This is a genomic window from Cytobacillus firmus NBRC 15306, assembly GCF_001591465.1.
In the GTDB taxonomy this organism is placed as follows: Bacteria; Bacillota; Bacilli; order Bacillales; family Cytobacillaceae; genus Cytobacillus; species Cytobacillus firmus.
In genome coordinates, this window is sequence record NZ_BCUY01000060.1 from 1 (window position 1) to 24,090 (window position 24,090).

Sequence of the window (24,090 nt, forward strand, 5' to 3'; positions counted from 1 at the left end):
GACACTATTATTAAACCTAGAATATTTAAAGAAGGTGAAAGGCTTTGCAACGATCTTTAAAATGGCTTGCTGTTCTTACATCAATCGGCATGCTTTTGGTTTTGCTGGGCGGTGCCCTTGTAACGAAAACGGAATCAGGTATGGGGTGCGGGAAATCGTGGCCGCTTTGCAATGGCGAGCTAGTTCCCACCGATATTACTCCTGAACTGATTATCGAACTGGCACATAGACTGGTTTCAGGCGGTATCGGATTTATGGTTCTTATATTATCGATTTGGACATGGAGAAAAATAGGACATATTAGAGAGACAAAGTTTTTAGCGCTGACTTCGCTTTTTTTCCTAATCCTGCAGGCTTTAATTGGCGCTGCCGCAGTAGTCTGGGGGCAATCTGATTTTGTGCTCGCCCTTCATTTCGGGATATCTTTAATATCATTTGCTGCTGTACTGCTTCTGACTTTGCTTATTTTTGAAGTTGATAAAAAATTCGAGGCAGAAAAGCTTATTATCGATAAAAGAATGAGGAAACATATTATTGGAGTTTCTTTATACAGCTATGCTGTTGTTTACACCGGCGCACTTGTGCGTCATGTAAATGCCAGCCTTGTATGCCGTGACTGGCCGCTTTGTATAAATGGATCTTTCGCACTTCCCGCTAATATGTACGAATGGGTGCAAATGGGGCACCGGGCTGCCGCGGGCTTAATTTTCATATGGATTGGTTACATTACCTATCTGGCTATTAAACATTACAAGGACCAGAAGGTAATTTACTGGGGCTGGATTATTTCATTTATCTTAGTATCACTCCAGGTTGCCGCTGGAGCATTGGTTGTTTTAACCAGACTTAACTTGTATATAGCTCTTGCACACGCCTTCTTTATTTCCTGCTTATTTGGAGTATTAAGCTATTTTATCCTCCTGTCTTCACGAAGCAGAAAAAATGAGCTTGCTGTTTCAGTTATGGAAAAAGAGAAAAATGATGAATCTGCTATCCCCTCCATTACTTCCATACCATAAATGCAATAAAAGAAAGAGCTTCGGCATTTGCCGAAGCTCTTTCTTTTATTTTGACAACTCTATCAGCAGGTCTCCAGTTTGAATGGCTTCACCATTCGAGACGAAAATATCCTTCACAGTTCCAGAGAATGGTGCCTGTACTGTGGTTTCCATCTTCATAGCCTCTGTAATCATTAAGTGATCGCCTTTTTCGACTTTTTCACCTTTTTCTACAAGTAACTTGATAACAGTTCCCGGCATGCTGGCTGCAATATGGCTTTCATTATGCGGATCAGCTTTTGCCTTGGCTGCTGCTGTAGCTTTTATGCTTTCATCTTTTATGCTTACTTCCCGAGGCTGGCCATTTAGCTCGAAATACACAATTCTTGTGCCGTCAGCTTGAGGCTGCCCTATCGAAACCAATTTAACTATTAATGTTTTACCTGTTTCAATTTCAATTTCCACTTCTTCACCAAGTCTTAGACCATAGAGGAATGTAGGGGTATCAAGAACAGAAATATCACCAAATTGATCGCAGGTCTTAATATAATCCATAAATACTTTTGGATATAGTGCATAGGCAATTGCTTCAAAGCTTGTAACCTGTCTGCCTAATTCTTTGAAAAGTTTTTCTTTTAAAGCATCGAAGTCTACATCTTCAAGAAGCTCTCCCGGTCGGACTGTGATTGGCTCCCTGTCTTTCAATATAACCTTTTGCAGTTCAGCCGGGAATCCACCATACGGCTGCCCGAGGTAGCCTTCAAAAAGCTCAACAACTGAGTCTGGAAAATCCAAAGATTTTCCTTTATTCAAAACATCCTGTTCTGTCAGCTGATTCTGGACCATAAACAACGCCATATCACCAACTACCTTGGATGAAGGTGTAACTTTAACAATATCACCAAACATTTGGTTCACACGGGAATACATGTCCTTAACTTCATCCCACTTATCCCCAAGGCCAACTGCTTTAGCCTGCTGCTGAAGATTACTGTATTGTCCGCCAGGCATCTCATGCTGATAGACTTCTGAATGAGGAGCTTTCATCCCGCTTTCAAAGTCCTGGTAATATTTGCGCACATCTTCCCAATAGTAAGATAATTGCTCGAGCGACTGTATATCAATTTTGGGCTGCCTGTCATTTCCCTGCAGCGCGTAATATAAAGAGTTAGCACTTGGCTGGGATGTTAAGCCTGCCATTGTGCTCAGGGCCGTATCCACAATATCCACTCCAGCTTCAATAGCCTTTGCATATGTGTAAATTCCATTACCGCTTGTATCATGAGTATGAAGATGAATTGGAATGTCAACAGTTTCTTTCAATTCAGAAATAAGAGTGTATGCTGATTGCGGCTTCAATAAACCAGCCATATCTTTGATGGCCAGTATATGAGCTCCCTGATTTTCCAGTTCCTTTGCCAAGTCTTTATAGTATTTAAGATTGTACTTCGTTCTGGCAGGATCCAGAATATCACCTGTATAGCACATAGCGGCTTCAGCAATTTTTCCTGTCTGGCGCACAGCATCGATTGCGACTTCCATCCCTTTAACCCAGTTAAGGCTATCGAAAATCCGGAATACATCGATGCCAGCATAGGCTGATTTTTCTACGAACTCTCTTATTACATTATCCGGGTAGTTTTTATATCCGACTGCATTCGAAGCACGAAGCAGCATCTGGAATAAAACATTTGGCATTTTTTCCCGCAACGTCAGTAATCTATCCCAAGGATCTTCTTTCAGGAATCTGTAAGCAACATCAAAAGTTGCACCGCCCCACATCTCAAACGAAAACATATCCGGAAGCAATTTTGCTGTCGGCTCTGCTATATGCTTCAGGTCGTTAGTTCTAACCCGCGTCGCGAGCAGAGATTGATGCGCATCACGGAAGGTAGTATCCGTGATCAGGACTTCTCTTTGTTCTTTAATCCATTTAACAAGCCCTTCAGGACCTTGATTATCTAAAATTTGCTTTGTCCCATCCTGGTAATCTGTACTGTATTTTAATCTCGGCACTCGAGGCTCTTCAAATACCGGACGCTTCTTTTTTTCAATTCCCGGAAATCCATTTACTGTTACATTCCCGATATAATTCAGCATCTTCGTCCCGCGGTCTTTCTTTTTCGGGAATAAGAATAGCTCTGGAGTTTCATCAATAAATGATGTATCATACTCACCTATTAAGAATTTCTCATGTTTTACAACATTCTCAAGGAAAGGAATATTTGTTTTAATACCCCTGATACGAAATTCCTGAAGGTTCCTCACCATTTTTGATGCTGCCTGCTGGAAAGTCATTGCATGCGTTGAGAGTTTAACAAGCAGGGAATCATAATAAGGTGTGATTACTGCCCCCTGAAAACCATTTCCGGCATCAAGCCTCACGCCGAAACCGCCGCCTGATCTGTATGCCATTAACCTGCCAGTATCGGGCATAAAATTATTTAAAGGGTCCTCTGTTGTTACACGGGATTGAATGGCATAGCCATGTACATGAATATCTTCCTGTTTTGGAACACCAACTTCTTTGCTGTGCAGCGAGTAGCCTTCAGCCACCATGATTTGCGTTTGTACAATATCAACACCTGTTACCATTTCAGTGATCGTATGCTCAACTTGCACACGCGGATTTACTTCTATGAAATAAAACTGATCACCTGAAACCAGGAATTCCACGGTTCCTGCATTTAAATAATCTACATTCTTCATCAGGTTGACAGCAGCCTGGCAAATCTCGTCTCTCAAATTCTCCGGGAGGGAGACGCAAGGTGCAACTTCAACAACCTTCTGGTGGCGCCTTTGGACTGAACAATCTCTTTCATACAGGTGAACAATATTTCCTACATGGTCACCGATGATTTGAACTTCGATATGCTTTGGTCTTTCTATGAATCTTTCAACATAAACCTCATCATTCCCAAAAGCTGCTTTTGCCTCTGATTTGGCACGCTCATATGATTCCTTTACTTCTTCAAGGTTCCTTACGATGCGCATGCCTCTTCCGCCGCCGCCCAGTGAGGCTTTAATGATAATTGGGAAGCCATGATTTTTGCCAAAGCTAATCACTTCGTCAAGGCTTTCTACTGGACCATCACTGCCAGGTATAACCGGAATTTCAGCAAGCTGGGCTTGAGTTCTTGCCTTAACTTTATCACCAAACATATCCAGATGCTTTGAAGTAGGACCGATAAATATGATGCCTTCTTCCTCGCACCGTTTTGCGAATTCAATATTTTCAGATAGAAAGCCGTAGCCCGGATGAACGGCATCAACATCACTGGTTTTTGCTATATCAATGATTCCTTCAATATCAAGATAAGCATCAATCGGTTTTTTGCCCTCCCCTACCAGATAAGCTTCATCCGCTTTATATCGGTGGTAAGAACCGGAATCTTCTTTCGAATAGATAGCTACCGTGCGAATATCCAGCTCCGTGCAGGCGCGGAATACACGAATGGCAATTTCTCCTCTGTTGGCTACTAATACCTTGTTAATTCTTCTGCTCAAACAAAACACCCCGTCTTTATGTATTTTTTGGCAATATTCTGCCAAATCTAAGTTTAGGCCGGGCGGGTATTCCGCTAACCGGCCATAATAACTTTGATTGGCTGCCCCTGATGGAAGCAATTATGTAATCAGCATCTGCTGATTAATATATAAATAAAGCACTTTGAAGTTATCTGTGCTTATTTATGAATGGAAAATGTTTTTTCGGAAGCCATTTCCATGGATTCAGGGTTTGTCTCTTCATATTTATTTTTGTATTTCTTTTCATAATTGACGAACATAGAGACATTTACTAGAATTCCCATTGCAATGGAAAGCTGAAGCAGGGATGACCCTCCATAGCTTATGAAAGGAAGTGTTACACCAGTGAGCGGCATAACGCCCGAAATTCCCGCAAGATTAATGAACGCCTGAATTCCTATCATGGCGGAAATCCCGATAGCAAGCAAGCTGCCAAAAGCATCTTTACACTTTAAACTGATAAAGATGCCCCTCAGTACAATGTACCCGAGAAGCAAAATGACGAAACCTACTCCAAATGCCCCAAGTTCCTCAGCAATTACGGCCATAATGAAGTCTGTATGGGCTTCAGGAAGATATCCAAGTTTTTGAATACTCTCGCCAAGACCCAGCCCTTTTAACCCGCCTGCCCCGAGGGCAATATAGGAATTCGAAAGCTGATATCCGAACTCCGATCCAAAGGGATCTCTAAATGCTTCTACCCTCCCCATTCGATAAGGCGCAAAAATCTTATCTTTTAACAGAAGGATAAAAGGAGCAGCCAGCAATACGCCGAAAAGCCCTAATTTAAATATGTTCCTAAAATTCATGCCTGATGTAAAGATCACAGCTCCAGCCACAAGCAATATGATCATGGCTGAACCAAAATCAGGCTGTACGGCAACCAGGATTACGGCAAGAATCAGATAAGCTAGCGGGGGAAGAACCCCTTTGTTAAATTCATTAATATAGGGCTGCTTCTTTGCATAGACAGCAGCCAAATATATAATGACTGAAAGCTTGACAAACTCTGCAGGCTGAAGGCTTCTTTTGCCTATTTCAAACCAGCTCATAGCCCCACCCGCTACTTTTCCAAAGATAAATAACGCAATCAGGCCGAATAATGAAAGAAACACCATGGGAACAAGAAATTTGTTGCTTTGCATAGCTTTGTATGGAAATAGAGCGACAAAAACGAAAACAATGCCTGAGAAAATTAAATTAAGCTTTTGCTTATTATAAAAAAAGTCGCTATCCTGATCATAAATCTGCACAGCAGTTACCATGCTTGCACTGAAAACCATAATGAGTCCAAAAACAGATAACAGGGCTACAGCTATTATCAGGGTATAATCATATGATTTTAATATTTTTTTAAACATCCAGCCCTCTTCCCTTATCTTCTAAGTTTATTACTTATTCTACTATAGTATTGAATATCCTGCTTTGAAGAAAAGAAAAGTTAATTTAAATGTAACACAGCAAAGAAAATAATTCTATAATTATGTTATACTATTTTTAAATTAAGTTATACAATATTAACTATTCTTTTCTTTTAGATATACTAATTCCTATTTTTAACATAATACGGTTATAAAAAAACTCAAACAATCTTTGGGAAGATGTTTGAGTCTTTTATTTTTATTTTTTTACTGAAGCTTCGTGGAGCATGGACAGCTCCCTTTCCAATTCATCTAAAATAGCCTTGCCTTCAGTCTCTTCAATTAATCCAAGACGGACAGCAAAATCTATTTCTCTGGATAAGCCAAACATCTGGGTATCAAGAACTTCCTCATATAGAGGGCATTGAGGCATGGTTAGATTATCCATTTGCACCTTTATTAACTTTAATATTTTAGCAGCATCTGCCTTTAAAAGGGCATTTGCTTTTTCTTTGTGATCAATAATCATATCAGAAGCCAACTTTCAATCCCTCCATTTCCGAGCGATTATCCTATCTATAAATTTTATACTTAAGCATGGAAAAAAGCAAGGATTATAAGGGATTCGATAGAGAAATGATTCCGGCATCAATTCATAACCCACTAATAAGGCATGTCATCAATTCATCAATCATTAATTCGTTCTGTTCATTTAGCGACTTTAACCAATTAGCACTTGGGCCTGTATGACAAGCGCCTTAAAAATCTGTATACTTAAATCATACATATATTTAGAATAAAAGCTGCTGCCAGGAGGTTCAATATGGAAAATATTATTGCTTTCAAAGGAAACGTAAAATATCAAATCACCTTAGATCCGGGAGTCTGGATATTTGATGACCGAAGGTTGGATTTGACAACATACTTTATGCATGAAAATATCAGAAAAAACGAACTTGAGGAATATACTAAAGCAGTCTCAAAGCATTGGGATAGAGAAATCATGGAAGGCGCAGTTTTTCCTCCAACACTTAAAACAGAAAAGAAATTTGAAAAAGAAAAGGTCCTGACAGGCACATTCGGTATACCTTTTAAACCATTCCTAATGAATGCAGAGCCGGATGAGAGCGCAGAAATCGTTGTTATTGAGAGTGAAGATGGTGAAACCAGATTGACACTATCTGAAGCCGAGGAATTAATATTGGGGTTCTCAAAGGATGGAAAACCGTTAAAAGAGGATGGGCCAGTTCATGCCTATCTTGGGGATGGCAGCAACTATAATTCCCCCATAAAAAGAGTGAAAGCATTTAGAGTGGAATGACCGGAGAGGGCGATTTGCATCGCCCTTTTTCTTCGCAGTCTCTTCCCCGGCATGAAAACCTCAGATTCACAAACTTCTGTCATGCAGGCTATAACAGATCAGCAGCAAGCTGGGCCAAGCCAGATCTCTCACCTTTAACAAGTTTGACATGACCTGAGATAACCTGATCTTTAAATCTTTCCACGACATAGGTGAGACCGTTGTTATAAGCATCCAGGTAGGGATGGTCAATCTGCTCGGGATCTCCCATCAGGACAATTTTACTCCCTTCCCCTACCCTGGTTAATATGGTTTTTACTTCATGCTTCGTCAGGTTCTGAGCTTCATCAATAATAATGAATTGATCCGGTATGCTTCTGCCTCTGATATATGTCAGGGCCTCCACCTCAATCGAGCCCATACCTGCTAATATGGCGTCCAATTCACCTGGCTTTTTGACATTAAACAGGTACTCCAGATTATCGAAAATCGGCTGCATCCACGGTCTTAACTTTTCCTCTTTTTCACCCGGAAGAAATCCCAAATCCTTGCCTACAGGCACAATGGGGCGGGCGACAAGCAATTTTTTGTACTGGCCATAATCTTCTGTCTGCATTAAGCCGGATGCCAGCGCCAAAAGAGTTTTTCCAGTACCCGCCTTGCCGATAAGCGTAACAAGCGGCAGGTCGTTTCTCAGCAACAGCTCAAGAGCCATTGTCTGCTGCACGTTCCTGGGCTTGATCCCCCATATATGGTCATGATCAAAAATGAGTTTTTTCACTTTCTTTCCACTTTTGTCCACAATACCAAGTGCAGACGATGATGAACCAAGCGCATCTTTCATCACCAGAAACTGATTCGGATAGAAAGGATGATTTGCAATTTCAGATAGCGGCAGTTCTCCTTTTTCATAGAAACGGTTCATAATATCGAGACCTATATATACCTCCAGAAACCCGGGATATAAATGATCATTTTCAACTACACGATCACTTAAGAAGTCCTCTGAAATTAGCCCGATAGCATCCGCTTTAACTCTGACAAGGGCGTCTTTGCTTACCAGGATTACCGTTCGTCCATTTTCTTTTGTCTCTTCTTCCAAGGATAAGTTTTTTGCAACTGCCAAAATCCGATTATCATTCGTTTTTTCTACAAAGATCTCCTGAAGTTCATGAAATGATCTATGATTTAACTCAATTCGCAGGCTTCCGCCATTTTCAAGAGGTATTTTCTCATGGAGCTTACCTGTCTCCCTCATGCTGTCAATCAGCCGGGATACTTGCCTTGCGTTCCTCCCAATTTCATCCATATACCTTTTCTTAGAATCGACCTCTTCCAGAACTACAGCCGGAATAACTACTTCATTATCTTCAAATGAAAATATGGAATTAGGATCCTGCAACAAGACATTGGTATCTAATACGTAAATTTTACTCAATATGATGCCTCCTGCTCCTCTTGTGTCTTGATAAAGCAAATTACAAAAGCGAGGTCCCCTGCATGCAGATTTGCAGTTTCATGAAAAAGATCACCTTCATTCCTGATGGATTATAATCCTGTTGTTTTATATTATTCAGCCTTCGAAAGATGTTGATTAATTAGGAAGAAAGGCTTTCTTATGAAGTGGACAAATCTATCTTGGTAAAAATATATGTAATGCCGAATAAAGATAGAAGAAATTTTGCACAATAACATTAAACAATCCTCAATATTGCTGAACCTGAAAAAATCCAAGCTTTCATTTTCAGGAAATTTTGATGTCCCGGAGGTGTCAAATATGAATAAATGGCTGCTGTTATGGATGACAGGATTACTATTAACAGGATGCGGCATGAACAACAATCAGGCCCAAGACCATCAGGAACAGAAAAGCAGCAACACCGTAAATGTTAAAAATAGTACAATACAGGAAGTTGACAGGGAGACTGGACAGCAGGTTTCCAGGCATCTTGTCAATTTGGCTGTCCGAGTTCCCAATGTCAATGATGCAACAGCAGTTGTACTCGGACGCTTTGCAGTAGTTGGAGTAGATGTAAATAAAAATCTCGACCGTTCTGAGGTCGGATCAATCAAATATTCAGTTGCCGAAACCCTTAAAAATGATCCTCATGGTGCAAGAGCGATTGTAGTGGCTGATCCGGATATTAACGCCAGGCTTCGTGAAATAGCCGCTGACATTCAAAACGGAGAGCCCCTGCAGGGGATCATGAATGAATTGGCAGATATCGCTGGCCGGCTAATGCCTGAAGTCCCAGCCGACCTGGTTGATCCTAAAAAGGAAAACGAGAAAAACGAAACCGAAGATCCAAAGAAAAAACTCAACAATGATCAGGAAAAACAGCTTGAACACAAACAGGAAAAACAATCGAATTATTATAAGTAAAAGTGTCACCACCGATGGCATTTATTATTTAGCGGTAAAAAGGCTGTAAGAACAACAAAAGCTTAGTTCCCTGGGGAACTAAGCTTTTTTCATTGCCTCCATTACCTGTTTGTCCAAACGGGCTGCGGCGTCTTTATCGTATGTTTTGTCATATTCAGGTTCGACAGTGATTTTAGACCCGTAAAACATGACATCACGGACTTCCTTCACAGCGATGGACATAAGCGCGAGCTTTAAAGGTACGCCTTCCATCTTTTCAGCCTTAAGCGATGCTTCACCTGCGATGGAGTATGTAGATTCATTCGCGATAATATTCAGAACAACTTTGTTATTGCTATTAATGTTTTGAACAATTCTCGAACGGTTATCAACTGCAAAAAATAATGTTTCGTCATCTTTTGCCAGTATCCATGAAATCGCATTGACATTTGGTCCGCCAGTTTCAAAGTCAATAGTGGCAAGTGTGACGAAACGTTCCTTTTGCAATTCATCATATAATGGTTTGATTAATTTCGGTTCTACCTGATTTGCCATTCTTTTCCCTCCTTTATTAATTTCATCATAGTATGATAACGCTTTTCTTTCAACTTATAACATCTCTTCTTCAAGTTGGATTTAACCTGCAGCGCTTTCTATACTAATATAAACTAACATATGAAACCCGATACGGGATGACCCTAAAAAAATTATTTTGCCGCAAAGCATTCGAATCAAACCTTAACTTGTACTATAATGGTAATAACAACAGTTAAAACAATATGAGGTGTCCCATGCGAGTAAAATGTGTACTATGTGATAAAATTGAATCCATTGAAAACGAGTCCTTACAGGCTAAACGCCTTCGCAACCGCCCGATTCACACATATATGTGCAGACCATGCGAAACAAGAATTACAGAAAAAACACAAAAAAGAGCTGATACTGGAAACTTTAAGCTATATCGGAGCAAAGTTCAGGAGGAAGAATGGTGAACTGCACACCATTCCATGAACAGCAAAAAAGCCGCCCCAAACATTTTGTCTGGGGCGGCTTCTTTTAATCCTCCGGATAATTTACATATTTTTCAGGTTCACTTTGAATCTGTTTAAGCATTACTTCTATCAATTCACAGGGAAAACGGCTCTTATTCCGTTCTTCCCCCTTTGTGTATTGCACATAATACATTACATCATCTTTTTCAAAGTGAATATCGGAAATATTATGCTCTTCCGACAGAATCTCAAAGAACATTCTTTCAGTGTCTGCTGCTGCTGTGTCATCCGGACGATCCTCACAGACAATTTTTATCGTCAGCCAGTTATACAGTGAATCCTGCAAAGACTTCATCCCAGCATCTCCCTGTTATTCCGCCTTTGCCTGTTCCTTCTTTTCCTGGTTAAGGCGGATTTTGTAAATGATTAAGATTAATGCAGCCACAACAAGACCTTCTGCTACAGGAAGGAATACTCCAAGAAATGTTAGCATCGTACAGCCTAAAATCAAGAAAGTGTATATCATAGCTGATTTTAAAATTGGGAGTTTCTTGGCAAACCCTAATTTAAATACCAATATTGACAGCAGAACAATTGTTATATAAAGAAGCCACATTCCAGTTGTGGGATTCTCATCGACTTTGAACAAAGCAGCAAAAAAAGACAGGCGCTGTGATACATCCATATCCTTATCTCCTCCCCCTTCTTAGTCTTAGTTAGTTTCAGCGTATTTCTTCTTCTTGGCCATTCTTTCTCTTTCATTCTTATCAAGAAGTTTCTTTCTCAGTCTGATTGACTCAGGTGTTACTTCAAGCAGCTCATCATCATTCAAGTATTCCAGAGCTTCTTCTAGTGTCATAATACGCGGCTTTTTAATTACATTCGTCTGATCCTTATTAGCAGAACGGATGTTTGTCGCATGCTTCACTTTAGTGATGTTGACTGTAAGATCATTTTCACGAGTATGCTCTCCTACAATCATGCCTTCATAGATTTCAGTACCCGGCTCAACGAAAATTGTTCCTCGGTCCTCAACTTGCATAATTCCGTATGTGGATGACTTGCCGCTTTCCATAGACACTAGGACACCTTTGCTGCGTCCGCCGATTTGACCTTTAATTTCAGGCTGGTAGCTGTCAAATGTGTGGTTGATAATACCATAGCCACGGGTTAGCGTCATAAATTCGGTGGAGTAGCCAATCAGTCCGCGGGCAGGGACATTGAATGTCAGTCTTACTTGACCATTGCCGTTATTGACCATATCAAGCATTTCACCTTTACGGGTACCCATAGATTCAATAATTGAGCCAGTATTATCTTCCGGCACATCGATTTGAACACGCTCTACCGGTTCACAGCGAACACCGTCAATTTCTCTAATAATTACTTCAGGCTTAGAAACCTGCAGTTCAAAACCTTCACGGCGCATATTTTCAATCAGGATCGATAAATGCAATTCCCCACGTCCGGATACAACCCAGGCGTCAGGTGAATCTGTATTTTCAACACGAAGACTTACGTCCGTCTCAAGCTGTGCACGAAGTCTTTCTTCAACTTTTCTTGAAGTAATATATTTGCCTTCTCTTCCCGCGAATGGACTGTTGTTAACAAGGAAAGTCATTTGCAGAGTTGGTTCATCAATCCTTAGAACAGGAAGTGCTTCCTGATGCTCGACAGGGCACACAGTTTCCCCGACATTAATGTCTTCCATTCCAGAAACGGCAATAAGGTCTCCAGGATAAGCTTCCTGGATCTCTTCACGCTTCAGTCCGAAGAAACCAAAGATCTTTGTAACCCGGAATTGCTTAACAGAGCCATCAAGTTTCATTAAAGCAACCTGCTGTCCGACCTTGATTGTCCCCCGGAATACCCGGCCAATTCCAATTCTCCCCACATAATCATTGTAATCAAGAAGTGCCACCTGGAATTGAAGCGGCTCTTCACGATTATCAGCCGGTCCAGGAATATGTTCAATGATTGCTTCATAAAGAGAATGCATGTCATCATCCTGCTTGTCAGGGGTAACACTTGAAGTTCCCGAAATAGCGGATGCATAAATAACCGGGAATTCAAGCTGATCTTCATCTGCACCCAGTTCAATGAACAAATCGATTACCTCGTCAACAACTTCTGTTGGACGGGCAGATGGTTTGTCAATTTTATTTACAACAACGATTGGCGTAAGTTTTTGTTCCAAAGCCTTTTTAAGAACAAAACGCGTCTGCGGCATACATCCTTCATATGCATCGACAACTAATAATACGCCGTCAACCATTTTCATGATCCGTTCAACTTCTCCGCCGAAATCGGCATGTCCTGGTGTATCCAGAATGTTGATTCTTGTATCTTTATATTTAACTGCAGTGTTTTTAGCTAAAATCGTAATACCGCGTTCTCTTTCTAGATCGTTTGAATCCATCGCACGCTCTTCCACGTGCTCATTTGAACGGAAAGTTCCGGACTGTTTTAAAAGCTCGTCAACCAATGTTGTTTTACCATGGTCAACGTGGGCTATAATCGCAATATTTCGAATATCTTCTCTTAATTTCAAAAGATTTCCTCCTATTTATCAAAACTGAATCAAATTCATTTTTCAACATTTTTCACAACTGATACATTATATCACAATTACTATAGAAACCTAAAAACTTTTTGTGTAAAATAATGTAGAGAAGGATATATTTCTGATAAATTATACTGCCGGGCAGTATATTCTCTACATATTTTTCACCAGTATTTAACTAAATTAATCCTCTTGGGAGTGAAATTATGAAGAATATCAAGTGGCCTTTATTAGCCTTTGCGATTGGAGCAGCTATATGCATGATGGGTATTGGCGTTGCGGTGGCTGAAAGAAGCATTTTGGGGATTATCCTGTCCATCATCGCTTTAGTATTTGTGATGGGATATGGTTTTAAGACTAAGAAGAAAATGAGAGAAGAAGGTTTGTTATAAAGTAAAGCTGCAGCGGTTGGCTGCAGCCTTTTTTCATATTAATGGACAGACCATTATTAAAAATTCCCGGCCATCGTCGGAAGCCTCCGACTTAAACTGCTCAAATCCGGCATCAGATAAAAAGTAAATCCAATTGTTCCGATTTTCAGGGACACCAGCAAAGAAAGACTTTTCGCCTTTTTTCTTTAATTCAGCGGCCAACAGTTCGATAACCGCTGTTCCGATTCCTTTTCTTCGCATTTCTTTTTTAACCAGGATCGTACCGAGCCACGGCTTCCGGTTAGAAGGGGATAAATTCACATGGAAAGTGACGGCTGTTCGTTCTCCGTTAATACGCCAAATTCTCCACTCCCCATTTAATTCATGATGCCTGGCCATATAATTGCACAGGTTATTCCCGCATTTTTCTTCTTCTTCCCAGTCCGTGCTATCCTTAATGACTTCTATAAAAAAGGGCAGGTCTTCCTCTGTAAACTTGCTGCTTGATATGTTACCAATTGCCATTTTTTAAGTATTCGTTCATAATTTGCTGATGCAGCCCTGGCTTAGAGACAAAAACAGAATTGTTTTCAAGGTAGTTCAGCTCCTCACCTTTAACGGTTGTCGCAATTCCTCCCAATTCTTCAATCATAATCACTCCAGCAGCGAAATCCCATGGAGCCAGACGCATGGTTATGTATGCATCAACTCTCCCGGATGCTATATATGCCATTTCCATTGCCGCTGAACCGTAGGAACGTGTTCCCCTTGCATTTCTCACAAGTGGAGCCAGCAGTGATGGATCAATCCTTCTATTTTCGGTAACCCATGTGGCATTCAATCCAATGATCGCTTTTGACACATCCGTTTCCTTTAAGGGAGGAAGTTCCAAATCATTCATGAATACACCATGTCCCTTCATGCAATGATATAACTCGTCATGAACTACATCATATATTAATCCGATTTTGCCTTTTCCATTTTCATAGATGCCGACAGAAATGGCAAAGTTTCTCTGCTGATGGACAAAGTTCATTGTTCCGTCAATCGGATCAATAATCCAGACGACTCCATCCAGGTCGCTTAACTTATCACCAAAACCTTCTTCACCAAGGATCCGGTGATCAGGGTATTTTTCATTTATTTTCTTTATGAAGAATTGTTCTGTTTCCTGATCTATATCTGTCACTAAATCATTCGCATTTGACTTGGTGGTTATGGTCAGAGTCTTGCTGAAAGAATTTTTAATATTCCCGCCCGCCTCTTTAATTAAGGCTTTGGCATATGTATGAATCTCACTCCAATTTGTCATGGGTCAGCCCTCCGCATAGTGATAGCATTAAAATATAACTAGCTTAAATGAATTAGCAGGGTTCTTCAAGTTATATACTCTCCAATGATAGGGGTTATCATTTCCGGGTGAATAATTATTTACTGAAGGCCAGCCGTGATTTTTTCATCAAAAATAATAAACGAACTCCTCATATCATCATGGAGTTCGTTTCTAATTTTTCCTTCTTATTTGCATTTTATCTGCCTTTTCTCCTTTATTGACAATTCATCTTAAAGTGCTTTTAATCTAAGAAGTTCCTGCCTGATTTTTTCCAGCTTTAGTTTAGATTGTTTTTGAAGGTCTTCATTTTTTTCTGACATGGCATCAAACAAAGTAGCAAGCTCATAGTCCATTTCAAGTCTTAAAACAGCTGTTCTTTCCCTATCACCATTTTTCTTTTTCACTGTATTCATTAGTTGTTTCATTAGACAGTACACCCCTTCCAAAAGTGTTTAGTTTTCTGACTATTTTTACTTTTATCATATGAAGGACAATTCTCAGTTGCAACTAATTTGTGCGATAACCTAATACTTTATTTCATTCATTCTAAAGAGCATTAAGTTTTTGGATTATACCCGGTTATGCTACAATATTTGACAAAGTACACAGGAGGTCAGCTTATGTCTTTTTCCGGTTTTTCAAACGATGATTTCGATGTCTTTACAATAGATGGATTGGATGAAAGAATGGACAGTTTAAAATCTGTTATCAGGCCTAAATTAGAAGAATTGGGCCGCCATTTTGCACCATTACTTTCAAACCTGTCAGGGGATGAAATGTTTGCTCATGTTGCCAAACATGCGAGAAGAACAAAAAACCCGCCAAATGATACTTGGGTCGCATTCGCAAGCAATGCGAGAGGGTATAAAATGCTTCCGCATTTCCAGATAGGATTATGGGAAACACATGTATTCATCTGGTTTGCCATCATTTATGAAGCACCGAATAAAATGGCTGCAGGCAAGTCTTTTGAGAACAGCCTGGACAAGATATATAAAGAAATACCCAGTGATTATGTCTGGTCCGGCGATCACACAAAACCAGCTGCTGTTCTGCATGAGCAAATGGACAAGGAAGAACTAAAATCCATGTTTCGGCGTCTGCAGAATGTTAAAAAGGCGGAAATTCTTTGCGGCTATCATATTTCTCGAAAAGATGCTGTTCGCATGTCACCTGATCAGTTTATCGAAAAAGCTGATTCTGTATTTAGAAATTTATTACCCCTATACAAATTGGCATAAACATAATTTGCAGAACGTGAATTTGCCAGTAAAAAAACACAGCCATCAGCAAGCTGATGGCTGTGTTTTTTACCTATCTATTTCTGCATTTTTATTTTGTCCCCGGCTAAGCGTTCTTTAGCTAACTTTACTGTCCTGTAGGAGGAATAACCGCTTTGTTCTTCAAAGTCATCGCAGATGTTTTTCTCCTGGGCTTTCCCCGGTACGATTTCCTTGAAGCGTCTATATGCATTCATGAATTGTTCGCGCTCAATTCCTTTTTCATATGCCATTTCAATGCTTTCAAAATATTTAATAACATCCACTATTTCTTCTGTTGACCAGTCCTGGTCAATTGGGTACTGATATTCCATGATCAATTCACCTCATTTATGATAATCCTGATGCCTTTTACACTATTGAGTCCATTTCTCCCTGATCATTTCACTTTCTGCAATAATCCGCTGGAATAATTCTTCCACAGAGGGGATATCCTTAATTAATCCCATAACTTGTCCAGCCCATGCAAAACCTTCATCATCTTTCCCTTCATAAATATATTTCTTATTAGCATTCCCGCTGATGTAATCTTTTAACTGCTCATAGCCGCCGTTTTGTTTTTCAATTTCGAGTATCTTATATGACCATGAGTTGGCAATCACCCTAGCAGGTGAACCTAAAGTTCTTTTTATTACAGCGGTATCATTTTCTGTCCCTTCGACTAAGCGGTTTTTATATAATTCAGAAGCATGGACGCATTCCTTTGTTGCGACAAATCTTGTGCCCATCTCAATACCTTCTGCTCCAAGACTTAATGCTGCCATCAGCCCCCTGCCGTCTCCAATTCCTCCTGAGGCAATCACAGGGATGGAAACAGCATCAGCCACCTGAGGAACGAGTACGAAGGTTCCAATATCATCCCTGCCCAGATGACCTCCACCTTCCTGCCCTACAACCATCACTGCGTCTGCACCAAGCTCCTCCGCCTTTACTGCCTGCCTTTTTGCTGCTACAAGAACAAGCTTCTTCACATTTACACCCTTTAATTGATCAAAGATAGGTGCAGGATTTCCCCCTGTCATAGAGATAACGGGAACTTCTTCCTCAATGGCTATATCCAGATAATCAGAGAATGGCCTTCCATGCTGCCCAATAGCAAAATTAACCCCAAATGGATTATCTGTCAATTTCTTAACCTTTTGAATTTCTTCTCTTAATTTTTCAGGGCTGCTGAGAGACATGGCGGTAACCTGCCCTAAACCTCCTGCATTTGAAACAGCCGCAGCTAAATCTGAATAGGCAAGATGCGCAAGGCCGCCCTGGATAATTGGATATTTAATTTTCAGTAATTCTGTCACACGTGTATTCCAGTTCATTTATGTACCCTCCATTTCTTCCTAACTTTTATTTCGATTTATATGGTTTAAATTCCTGTTAACTTCTAAAACTAAACGGAAACTTAAATGTGGAAGCTATTGCTGGGAGACGGCAGGCTCTAACAGAATGAATCAGCGATAGAACTTTCTATGCAAAGGTATTGAATAATGCTATAATGCAAATGTTTTATATCATCTTGAGCTTTTTGAAATATTATTATTAAAGAGGTGTGGGAATAAGTTGTCTCAATACAAAACACCGTTATTCAGCGGTTTGCTTGCACACGCAAAAAAGGACCCGGTACAGTTTCATATACCCGGCCATAAAAAAGGAGCGGGGATTGATCCGGAATTCAGGGAATATATTGGTGATAATGCACTCGCTATTGACCTGATCAATATTGGCCCGCTTGATGATCTCCATCAGCCAAAAGGCATTATTAAAGAAGCCCAGGATCTTGCAGCAGAGGCCTTTGGGGCAGACAGAACATTCTTCTCAGTACAAGGAACAAGCGGAGCTATTATGACTATGGTTATGGCTGTCTGCGGCCCCGGCGATAAAATTATTGTCCCGAGAAATGTTCATAAATCAGTCATGTCTGCTATTGTTTTTTCAGGAGCAACCCCTATCTTTATACATCCTGAAATTGATGAAAACCTTGGTATATCTCATGGGATTACAACTGAATCAGTATCGAAAGCCCTGGAACTGCATCCGGACGCAAAAGGGGTATTAGTGATTAATCCTACTTATTTCGGTGTTTCAGCAGATTTGAAAAAAATCGTCGAAATAGCACATTCATATAATGTTCCTGTTCTGGTGGATGAAGCCCATGGTGTGCATATTCATTTCCATGATGAGCTTCCCTTATCCGCCATGCAGGCTGGTGCTGACTTAGCGGCAACATCTGTCCACAAGCTGGGGGGATCCATGACGCAAAGTTCAATTTTAAATATGAAAGGAAATCTTGTTTCGGCCAAAAGGGTTCAATCCATTTTAAGTATGCTGACAACAACTTCAACTTCCTATTTATTGCTTGCTTCCCTGGATGTTGCCAGAAAACGTCTGGCTACAGAGGGGAAGGAACTTATTCAAAAGACAATTGATTTAGCCCAATCCATTCGCCGCCGCATCAATGAAATTGACCGGCTCTATTGTGTCGGTGAAGAAATCCTTGAAACCAAAGCAGCACATGACTACGATCCAACCAAATTGATTATTTCAGTCAAAGAGCTGGGCTTGAATGGTTTTGATGTAGAGAATTGGCTTCGGGAACATCATAATATTGAAGTAGAAATGTCTGATTTATATAATATCCTTTGTATTGTTACCCCTGGTGACACTGAACGGGAAGCAGATATTTTAGTTTCAGCTCTTGCCGAACTGGCAAGTGAACGCAGAGGGAATACTGAAAAGCTTGAAACTCAGGTTCTTCTGCCTGATATTCCCGTTTTATCACTTACACCTCGTGATGCATTTTATGCTGATACTGAACTTGTACCATTCGACGAGTCTGAAGGCAGAATAATTGCAGAATTTATTATGGTTTATCCTCCTGGTATACCCATTTTTATTCCGGGAGAAATCATTACAAGAGAAAACCTGCGTTATATAAAAACAAATATGGAAGCTGGACTGCCTGTTCAAGGGCCGGAGGATTATGATTTCAAATACCTTCGCGTTATTGAAGAGCACAAAGCCATAAGATAATGCAAAAGAGCCTTCCATTTAGGAAAGGCTCTTTTTATGTTCAACGGTTATTTGTTTGTCTTCTCTGATTTTTCTCCATCACAGCAATTGCATTTTTTTGAATATAACACAGTTACTTTTTCATCCTCAAAGTGATCAATAGTTGAATTGCAAGCCTGGCATACGATTGTACCCATCTTTTCATTCTCCTTTTCATTGAGTTTTTAATATTATTTGAAAGCGCTTTATCTTTAAGTCTATAATAATATAACATTATTAATTTATCAAGCCTAATTGTATAACATAATTATTGTTTTATATTGGCATTCACCTTATCAACCATTGAAACTCTTCTTTAATAGTATGTCATAATATAAAAAACAGACCAATTATGGCCTGTTTTTTTATATTTATTTTAGCCGTATTGTTCTTCAAAACGGGCACTCGGGATTGCTTCTAAGAAAAATTCGCTTAAATCTGCAGCCTGTTCATATAAATCAAGCTTGAATGCCTTTTGCAAGTATTCGATGTCTTCGAGATCTTTAGGGTCGAGGAGAGTTGAGCGGCCTGTCTGCATACAAATAACCAGAGGCTTGGAAAAGAAGAGGTTTGTATATACAATACCAAAATCATAACGTGTTGACTCCGTTGTAAAGCCAACAAAACGGACATTCACGTTTTCATGCTCATCATAGAGCTTCTCAAAAAAGTCCATAAGATTCCTCCTTATTTATAATAATATTTAGAATATTATTATAATTCATTATAGGCTCTTTGACAAGTATTATAAATTTACCTCACTATTTTAAGTTGTCATAAGATTTTATCTAATGCTAGAATGGAAGAGGATGTTCATTACCATAATTATTGGGATAATGGGGGGAAAGAAGTTGGCAGCTAATTCATTTATCAAGCTGGTTCCTTCATCAGCTAAGGAAAATATTTCAACAGAAGAGCTCAAAGAACTTTTTTTATATTATAGGGATATTACTGGAAAAACAGGCAGCCAGATTAAATGGGAATATAATGACGCCGCTTTTCCTTATGAGATAAAAGAGAAGCCTGAAGCAAAAGGAACCTGGTTTTACCTGCATTCTCAACATGACCGATATAACACCATATTGCTTGGCATTGACCAAGAAAAAGTGAAGGATGAAGACGGTTCTGAACGTGAGCAGTCTTACATACAAGTTACATTGCCGGAAGGTGCTACATTCGGGGATAAAGGCAAAGCAAATGAATTTTGCAAATTCCTCGCTAAAAAACTTCAAGGTGAATTGCATCTTTTCAATGGAAGAGTTATGTATTTTTATAAAAGAAAATAATCGCATTTTTAACAAATGAGAACAGCAGCGGCTGTTCTCATTTTGTTTCCGTGCTGATCAAAACTGGGTCAACTGGCGTAAATCCTTTATTCCTAAGCCCTTCACAATATCCTCTAAAGCTTCTTTTGTCCATTCCCTATCATGCAGCAATAAGTTTGCACCTTTCGATAAATAGGGTGAATTAACCATTATATCTGCTAAAGCTTCTTTTGACTGATATTCCTTCTCCCAGTCATACCCGTATGTCCAATTCATGAGCACCATGCTTTCAGCTTCAGCAATTTTCCTGCTGTAGTCTGTAATAGACCCGAATGGTGCCCGAAAGAATTTTGGCCTCTCTCCAATAATCTCCTCAACTCGATCATTAAGGTCAACAATCTCTTTATACTGCTGCTCTTCAGGCAAGCTTTTCAGGTTTAGGTGACTGTTTGTATGATTTCCAATAGCAAAGCCAAGTTCATGAATTTCCTTCAAAACGTTAGCTTCTTCCGGGGTATCTATGAAATGCCCATTAACAAAAAAGATTGCAGGTGCTGAAAGTTTCTTTAAAATCCTGGCCATTTCCAATGCATTTTTATCAGGAGCATCGTCAATGGTCAGTAATACAACTTTTGAATTGGCCTGACTAATTGGCTCTATTGACCAATTATGTTCATTTATCTTGTATTGCGGTTCCGGCAAGGATACCTCTTCTTCTTTCGGCTTATCATCAGAATCAGTCTGGTTCTTTTCCGATTTAGATTCTTGAACATTAGAATGATCAGCCAATTTATTTTCTTCTTCTTTTTCCAATTCTGATGGCTTACCTTCATCAGCAGAAAAATCCGTACATGCAGTCAGGATTATTACGAAAAAAACACAAATATAAAGCCCAGCTATTCTCATTGTGACCTCCTTAGTGCATATTTCTTTAAACTCACTTTTATAAGTGTTAGTATGTAACATGGCCTTACTAAAAAGCAGTTCCCCTATAGAAACCTTACCATTACCTACTGATTTTACCCGAAACAGGTTCGTTTTGAACATTTTAAAGTAAAATTTAGAAATTAGTCTGGATCTCTGCATCCTTTCGATTTTACTTAATAGACCTTGTTCGGGAAGCTGCTCTCCCCTGCTGAGCTCCAATTGCTTAAAAAATCAAGCAAAAACTGTCAGGAAAGCGGGATAATTAAATGCCTGCATTTTTAGGATTGGAAGTTTTACAGAATTATTTTATTTAGGTTTATATTATTAAGACTGGAGGGATTTGATGAAGAAACTGACACCCGTTTTTACGGTTTCAGTCATATTCACAGCAATATTTATTTTATGGGGACTTGTTCCGAAGACCATACTGCCAAAAGGCAACCTTGATTCTGTTACAGCATCTGTTCAGGGATTCATATTGGAAAAGTTCGGCTGGTTTTACCTTTTATCAGCTTCAATCTTTTTAATTTTTTCAATCGTATTAGCATTCAGCAAGTACGGAAATATTCGTTTGGGAAAGGATGCAGACAGGCCTGAATATAGCTACTTAAGCTGGTTTGCCATGCTTTTCAGTGCAGGGATGGGAATTGGCCTGGTTTTTTGGGGAGTTGCGGAACCAATGTATCACTATTATGCACCGCCTTTTCTTGACGGGCAGACACCGGAAGCCGCTAGAGCTGCCATGAGGTACTCCTTCTTCCACTGGGGACTTCATCCATGGGCTATATATACAGTCATTGGGCTTGCACTCGCTTATTTTCAGTTCAGGAAAGGTGCACCGGGTGTTATCAGCTCCATATTGAGGCCAATTTTAGGGAGCAAAGTGGATGGCCCAATTGGAGTATTAATTGATTTTATAGCCGTCTTTGCTACTGTTTTTGGTGTTGCGACATCACTAGGTCTGGGAGCCATTCAAATATCCGGCGGACTTTCTGAAACATTTGACGGCATCGGCAATAATTTCACCACTCAATTAATTATTATTGTGGTTGTGACGATCTTGTTTATGGTTTCAGCACAAACCGGTTTAAACAAAGGAATTAAATACTTAAGTAATTTAAATATTATTTTAGCTATCTCGTTATTGCTATTTCTGCTGTTTGTTGGCCCTACAAACTTTATTATGGATCTGTTTACAACGACGATTGGCTCTTATCTTCAAAATCTTCCTTCCATGAGCTTCAGGCTTAGTCCTTTTGATCAGGAGCTGACATGGTTTCAGGATTGGACCATTTTTTATTGGGCATGGTGGATTGCCTGGGCGCCATTTGTCGGTACATTCATAGCCAGAATATCCCGCGGAAGGACAATAAGAGAATTCGTCATTGGCGTGCTTGCTGTTCCTACCCTCTTTGGAGCGCTTTGGTTCTCAGTTTTTGGAGGAACAGGCATATACCTTGAATTCTTTGAGGCTAAGCCTTTAATGGACACAATCAACCAGCAGGGAATGGAAGTTGCATTGTTTACTGTGTTTGATAACTTTCCTTTCAGCACTGTTCTAAGTTTATTGGCTATATTCTTGATCAGCACATTCTTTATAACTTCTGCAGATTCAGCTACCTTTGTTCTTGGGATGCAGACGACAAACGGAAACTTGAACCCTCCGGGCAAAGTGAAATTTGTTTGGGGCATAATCCAATCAGCCTCTGCAGCCATCCTTTTATGGACGGGAGGGCTGGAAGCACTCCAAAGAGCTTCAATTATAGCTGCACTTCCTTTTACAGTCATAATGCTCTTAATCGTGCTATCGCTGGCTAAATCGTTTAAAGAAGAAACCATACCAAAAAAATAGATGATAAAGACTAAAAAAATCGGCACCTGTAAATGGGTGCCGATTTTTTTTGCTTGCCACTTTGCCAATTACCAATGTGTAATGTAGGACATCGCAAAATGAAAAGAAGCATATAAGCTTAGGCTCATAACTGTAACCATAAATGTTTTTTTTGCTGACTTAATAACCCAATTTCCAATATTGATTGCCAAATAGAAAAAAACAAAAAACATAATAACTTTATATAGGAGCTGATCATATTTTGACAGCCACTCAATGAAAGTATATCCGCTCCAGATTAACATCTGCAGCAAAAGAGCTGTATAAATCTTCATACACTCCACCACCAAATTTTTTAATCCTTACCCGTTTTTTTTATAAAAGAAACACTTCTGTTTGTAATATATGTAGAAAAGGATATTCTTATTTTTCATTTCTGTATCATTTGAATGACAAGCTAATATTTCCATTTGCTATATGATAAAATACTCATAATTATTAGGAGATTATTATGAATTGCTCACCTTCTGTAAGAATGATGGAAAATTCTCAAGACTTCTTTCCTGTTTTAGGTCAGTTCAAGTAATAAGGTGGAATTTTTTATAAAGTGAGGGCAAAAGGATGAAAGGTCTGCCATTTTTATTGATTACTGCACTCTTGCTTGTGACCTCTTCATGCAATCATAAGGAAGTAAAAGAAGAGCTGAAGATAGACGACAGTGTTAAGCAGCTTATTTTTTTTACTGATAATAAACAATATGAACAGGAAATATCTTATTATGATGCCATCATCGAATTAAAGAGAAGCTATCCAGAACTGATTAAAGATATGAAAGTAATAACAGCAGCTGAAGCCAGTCACTTAAGCAATTATAAGGTAGAAAACTGCCCTGCCATCCTGCTGGTCTATCAGGACAAAGTTTTAGTAGAAATAA

The 24,090-nt window shown here is 39.6% G+C and carries 27 protein-coding genes; 10 read left to right on the forward strand and 17 right to left on the reverse strand.

Annotation, left to right across the window (positions count from 1 at the left end; all coding sequences use genetic code 11):
* Positions 1-44 precede the first annotated feature (44 nt).
* Positions 45-1,019 carry a COX15/CtaA family protein gene (locus BFI01S_RS15465; RefSeq protein ID WP_061793416.1) on the forward strand — a complete coding sequence of 325 codons (975 nt, stop codon included), beginning with the start codon at positions 45-47 and terminating at the stop codon, positions 1,017-1,019.
* A 45-nt stretch (positions 1,020-1,064) separates the two neighbouring features.
* On the opposite strand, the gene pyc is transcribed toward BFI01S_RS15465, so the two are convergent.
* The 3 genes from pyc to BFI01S_RS15480 all read right to left on the reverse strand — a co-directional run bounded on the left by pyc (position 1,065) and on the right by BFI01S_RS15480 (position 6,428).
* On the reverse strand, positions 1,065-4,505 hold the full coding sequence (gene pyc, locus BFI01S_RS15470; protein WP_061793417.1) for a pyruvate carboxylase: 3,441 nt from the start codon (positions 4,503-4,505) through the stop codon (positions 1,065-1,067).
* A gap of 179 nt (positions 4,506-4,684) precedes the next feature.
* A complete protein-coding gene (locus BFI01S_RS15475; RefSeq protein ID WP_061793418.1) occupies positions 4,685-5,887 on the reverse strand; it encodes an FtsW/RodA/SpoVE family cell cycle protein in 1,203 nt (400 codons plus the stop codon).
* Positions 5,888-6,146: 259 nt separating this feature from the next.
* Entirely contained in the window at positions 6,147-6,428 is a 282-nt protein-coding gene (locus BFI01S_RS15480; protein WP_061793419.1) for an Fpa/YlaN family protein, read from the reverse strand.
* 282 nt (positions 6,429-6,710) lie between these two features.
* Here BFI01S_RS15480 and BFI01S_RS15485 point away from each other — a divergent pair, with 282 nt between their 5' ends.
* Positions 6,711-7,208 (forward strand): molybdopterin-binding protein, encoded by a 498-nt coding sequence (locus tag BFI01S_RS15485; RefSeq protein WP_048010617.1) that lies wholly within the window; start codon positions 6,711-6,713, stop codon positions 7,206-7,208.
* A gap of 88 nt (positions 7,209-7,296) precedes the next feature.
* Here the strand turns inward: BFI01S_RS15485 and BFI01S_RS15490 are convergent, their stop codons facing one another.
* Positions 7,297-8,628 (reverse strand): PhoH family protein, encoded by a 1,332-nt coding sequence (locus BFI01S_RS15490; RefSeq protein ID WP_175609154.1) that lies wholly within the window; start codon positions 8,626-8,628, stop codon positions 7,297-7,299.
* A 336-nt stretch (positions 8,629-8,964) separates the two neighbouring features.
* On the opposite strand from BFI01S_RS15490, the gene BFI01S_RS15495 reads away from it, so the two are divergent.
* On the forward strand, positions 8,965-9,570 hold the full coding sequence (locus tag BFI01S_RS15495; protein WP_061793433.1) for a YhcN/YlaJ family sporulation lipoprotein: 606 nt from the start codon (positions 8,965-8,967) through the stop codon (positions 9,568-9,570).
* Positions 9,571-9,648: 78 nt separating this feature from the next.
* Here the strand turns inward: BFI01S_RS15495 and BFI01S_RS15500 are convergent, their stop codons facing one another.
* The gene (locus BFI01S_RS15500) at positions 9,649-10,104 is read right to left on the reverse strand and encodes a pyridoxamine 5'-phosphate oxidase family protein (RefSeq protein WP_061793420.1); all 456 of its coding nucleotides are present in this window, start codon (positions 10,102-10,104) and stop codon (positions 9,649-9,651) included.
* Between the two features lie 236 nt (positions 10,105-10,340).
* Between BFI01S_RS15500 and BFI01S_RS15505 the strand changes: the two genes are divergently transcribed.
* Positions 10,341-10,541 carry a YlaI family protein gene (locus BFI01S_RS15505; protein ID WP_035328651.1) on the forward strand — a complete coding sequence of 67 codons (201 nt, stop codon included), beginning with the start codon at positions 10,341-10,343 and terminating at the stop codon, positions 10,539-10,541.
* Positions 10,542-10,605: 64 nt separating this feature from the next.
* Here BFI01S_RS15505 and BFI01S_RS15510 read toward each other — a convergent pair whose 3' ends face one another.
* Genes BFI01S_RS15510 through typA form a run of 3 tightly spaced genes read right to left on the reverse strand, consistent with a single transcriptional unit; the run spans position 10,606 to position 13,092 of the window.
* Positions 10,606-10,896 (reverse strand): hypothetical protein, encoded by a 291-nt coding sequence (locus BFI01S_RS15510; RefSeq protein WP_048010621.1) that lies wholly within the window; start codon positions 10,894-10,896, stop codon positions 10,606-10,608.
* Positions 10,897-10,911: 15 nt separating this feature from the next.
* Positions 10,912-11,226 carry a YlaH-like family protein gene (locus tag BFI01S_RS15515; protein ID WP_035328645.1) on the reverse strand — a complete coding sequence of 105 codons (315 nt, stop codon included), beginning with the start codon at positions 11,224-11,226 and terminating at the stop codon, positions 10,912-10,914.
* Positions 11,227-11,253: 27 nt separating this feature from the next.
* A complete protein-coding gene (gene typA / locus BFI01S_RS15520) occupies positions 11,254-13,092 on the reverse strand; it encodes a translational GTPase TypA (protein WP_035328642.1) in 1,839 nt (612 codons plus the stop codon).
* 218 nt (positions 13,093-13,310) lie between these two features.
* Here typA and BFI01S_RS15525 point away from each other — a divergent pair, with 218 nt between their 5' ends.
* Positions 13,311-13,496, forward strand: coding sequence for a YlaF family protein (locus BFI01S_RS15525; RefSeq protein ID WP_061793421.1), 186 nt, complete (start codon positions 13,311-13,313; stop codon positions 13,494-13,496).
* Between the two features lie 33 nt (positions 13,497-13,529).
* On the opposite strand, the gene BFI01S_RS15530 is transcribed toward BFI01S_RS15525, so the two are convergent.
* The 3 genes from BFI01S_RS15530 to BFI01S_RS15540 form a co-directional block, all read right to left on the reverse strand.
* Complete coding sequence (locus BFI01S_RS15530) at positions 13,530-14,000, reverse strand: GNAT family N-acetyltransferase (protein ID WP_061793422.1); 471 nt, start codon at positions 13,998-14,000, stop codon at positions 13,530-13,532.
* On the reverse strand, positions 13,987-14,787 hold the full coding sequence (locus tag BFI01S_RS15535) for an inositol monophosphatase family protein (RefSeq protein ID WP_061793423.1): 801 nt from the start codon (positions 14,785-14,787) through the stop codon (positions 13,987-13,989). The genes BFI01S_RS15530 and BFI01S_RS15535 overlap by 14 nt, the downstream gene beginning before the upstream one ends.
* A 251-nt stretch (positions 14,788-15,038) precedes the next feature.
* The gene (locus BFI01S_RS15540; RefSeq protein ID WP_035328635.1) at positions 15,039-15,233 is read right to left on the reverse strand and encodes a YkzI domain-containing protein; all 195 of its coding nucleotides are present in this window, start codon (positions 15,231-15,233) and stop codon (positions 15,039-15,041) included.
* 195 nt (positions 15,234-15,428) lie between these two features.
* Between BFI01S_RS15540 and BFI01S_RS15545 the strand changes: the two genes are divergently transcribed.
* Positions 15,429-16,049, forward strand: coding sequence for a YktB family protein (locus tag BFI01S_RS15545; RefSeq protein ID WP_061793424.1), 621 nt, complete (start codon positions 15,429-15,431; stop codon positions 16,047-16,049).
* A 77-nt stretch (positions 16,050-16,126) separates the two neighbouring features.
* Here the strand turns inward: BFI01S_RS15545 and BFI01S_RS15550 are convergent, their stop codons facing one another.
* A complete protein-coding gene (locus tag BFI01S_RS15550) occupies positions 16,127-16,402 on the reverse strand; it encodes a UPF0223 family protein (RefSeq protein ID WP_061793425.1) in 276 nt (91 codons plus the stop codon).
* A 42-nt stretch (positions 16,403-16,444) separates the two neighbouring features.
* Positions 16,445-17,404 (reverse strand): NAD(P)H-dependent flavin oxidoreductase, encoded by a 960-nt coding sequence (locus BFI01S_RS15555; RefSeq protein WP_061793426.1) that lies wholly within the window; start codon positions 17,402-17,404, stop codon positions 16,445-16,447.
* 241 nt (positions 17,405-17,645) lie between these two features.
* On the opposite strand from BFI01S_RS15555, the gene BFI01S_RS15560 reads away from it, so the two are divergent.
* Positions 17,646-19,115 (forward strand): aminotransferase class I/II-fold pyridoxal phosphate-dependent enzyme, encoded by a 1,470-nt coding sequence (locus BFI01S_RS15560; RefSeq protein ID WP_061793427.1) that lies wholly within the window; start codon positions 17,646-17,648, stop codon positions 19,113-19,115.
* A 47-nt stretch (positions 19,116-19,162) separates the two neighbouring features.
* Here BFI01S_RS15560 and BFI01S_RS15565 read toward each other — a convergent pair whose 3' ends face one another.
* Together BFI01S_RS15565 and BFI01S_RS15570 are read right to left on the reverse strand one after the other, a co-directional pair.
* Positions 19,163-19,291 carry a GapA-binding peptide SR1P gene (locus BFI01S_RS15565; protein ID WP_061793428.1) on the reverse strand — a complete coding sequence of 43 codons (129 nt, stop codon included), beginning with the start codon at positions 19,289-19,291 and terminating at the stop codon, positions 19,163-19,165.
* A 218-nt stretch (positions 19,292-19,509) separates the two neighbouring features.
* Complete coding sequence (locus BFI01S_RS15570; protein ID WP_061793429.1) at positions 19,510-19,809, reverse strand: DUF3055 domain-containing protein; 300 nt, start codon at positions 19,807-19,809, stop codon at positions 19,510-19,512.
* Between the two features lie 175 nt (positions 19,810-19,984).
* Between BFI01S_RS15570 and BFI01S_RS15575 the strand changes: the two genes are divergently transcribed.
* Positions 19,985-20,419 (forward strand): DUF1885 family protein, encoded by a 435-nt coding sequence (locus BFI01S_RS15575; RefSeq protein WP_172581917.1) that lies wholly within the window; start codon positions 19,985-19,987, stop codon positions 20,417-20,419.
* A gap of 57 nt (positions 20,420-20,476) precedes the next feature.
* On the opposite strand, the gene BFI01S_RS15580 is transcribed toward BFI01S_RS15575, so the two are convergent.
* Positions 20,477-21,544, reverse strand: a complete 1,068-nt coding sequence (locus tag BFI01S_RS15580; RefSeq protein WP_309229166.1) for a polysaccharide deacetylase family protein — start codon at positions 21,542-21,544, stop codon at positions 20,477-20,479.
* A gap of 124 nt (positions 21,545-21,668) precedes the next feature.
* On the opposite strand from BFI01S_RS15580, the gene BFI01S_RS15585 reads away from it, so the two are divergent.
* Positions 21,669-23,177, forward strand: a complete 1,509-nt coding sequence (locus BFI01S_RS15585; RefSeq protein WP_061793430.1) for a glycine betaine uptake BCCT transporter — start codon at positions 21,669-21,671, stop codon at positions 23,175-23,177.
* A 68-nt stretch (positions 23,178-23,245) separates the two neighbouring features.
* Here the strand turns inward: BFI01S_RS15585 and BFI01S_RS15590 are convergent, their stop codons facing one another.
* Complete coding sequence (locus BFI01S_RS15590) at positions 23,246-23,491, reverse strand: hypothetical protein (protein WP_061793431.1); 246 nt, start codon at positions 23,489-23,491, stop codon at positions 23,246-23,248.
* Positions 23,492-23,777: 286 nt separating this feature from the next.
* Between BFI01S_RS15590 and BFI01S_RS15595 the strand changes: the two genes are divergently transcribed.
* Positions 23,778-24,090 (forward strand): NUDIX hydrolase (locus BFI01S_RS15595; protein WP_061793432.1); only part of this gene is annotated, 313 nt, incomplete at its 3' end.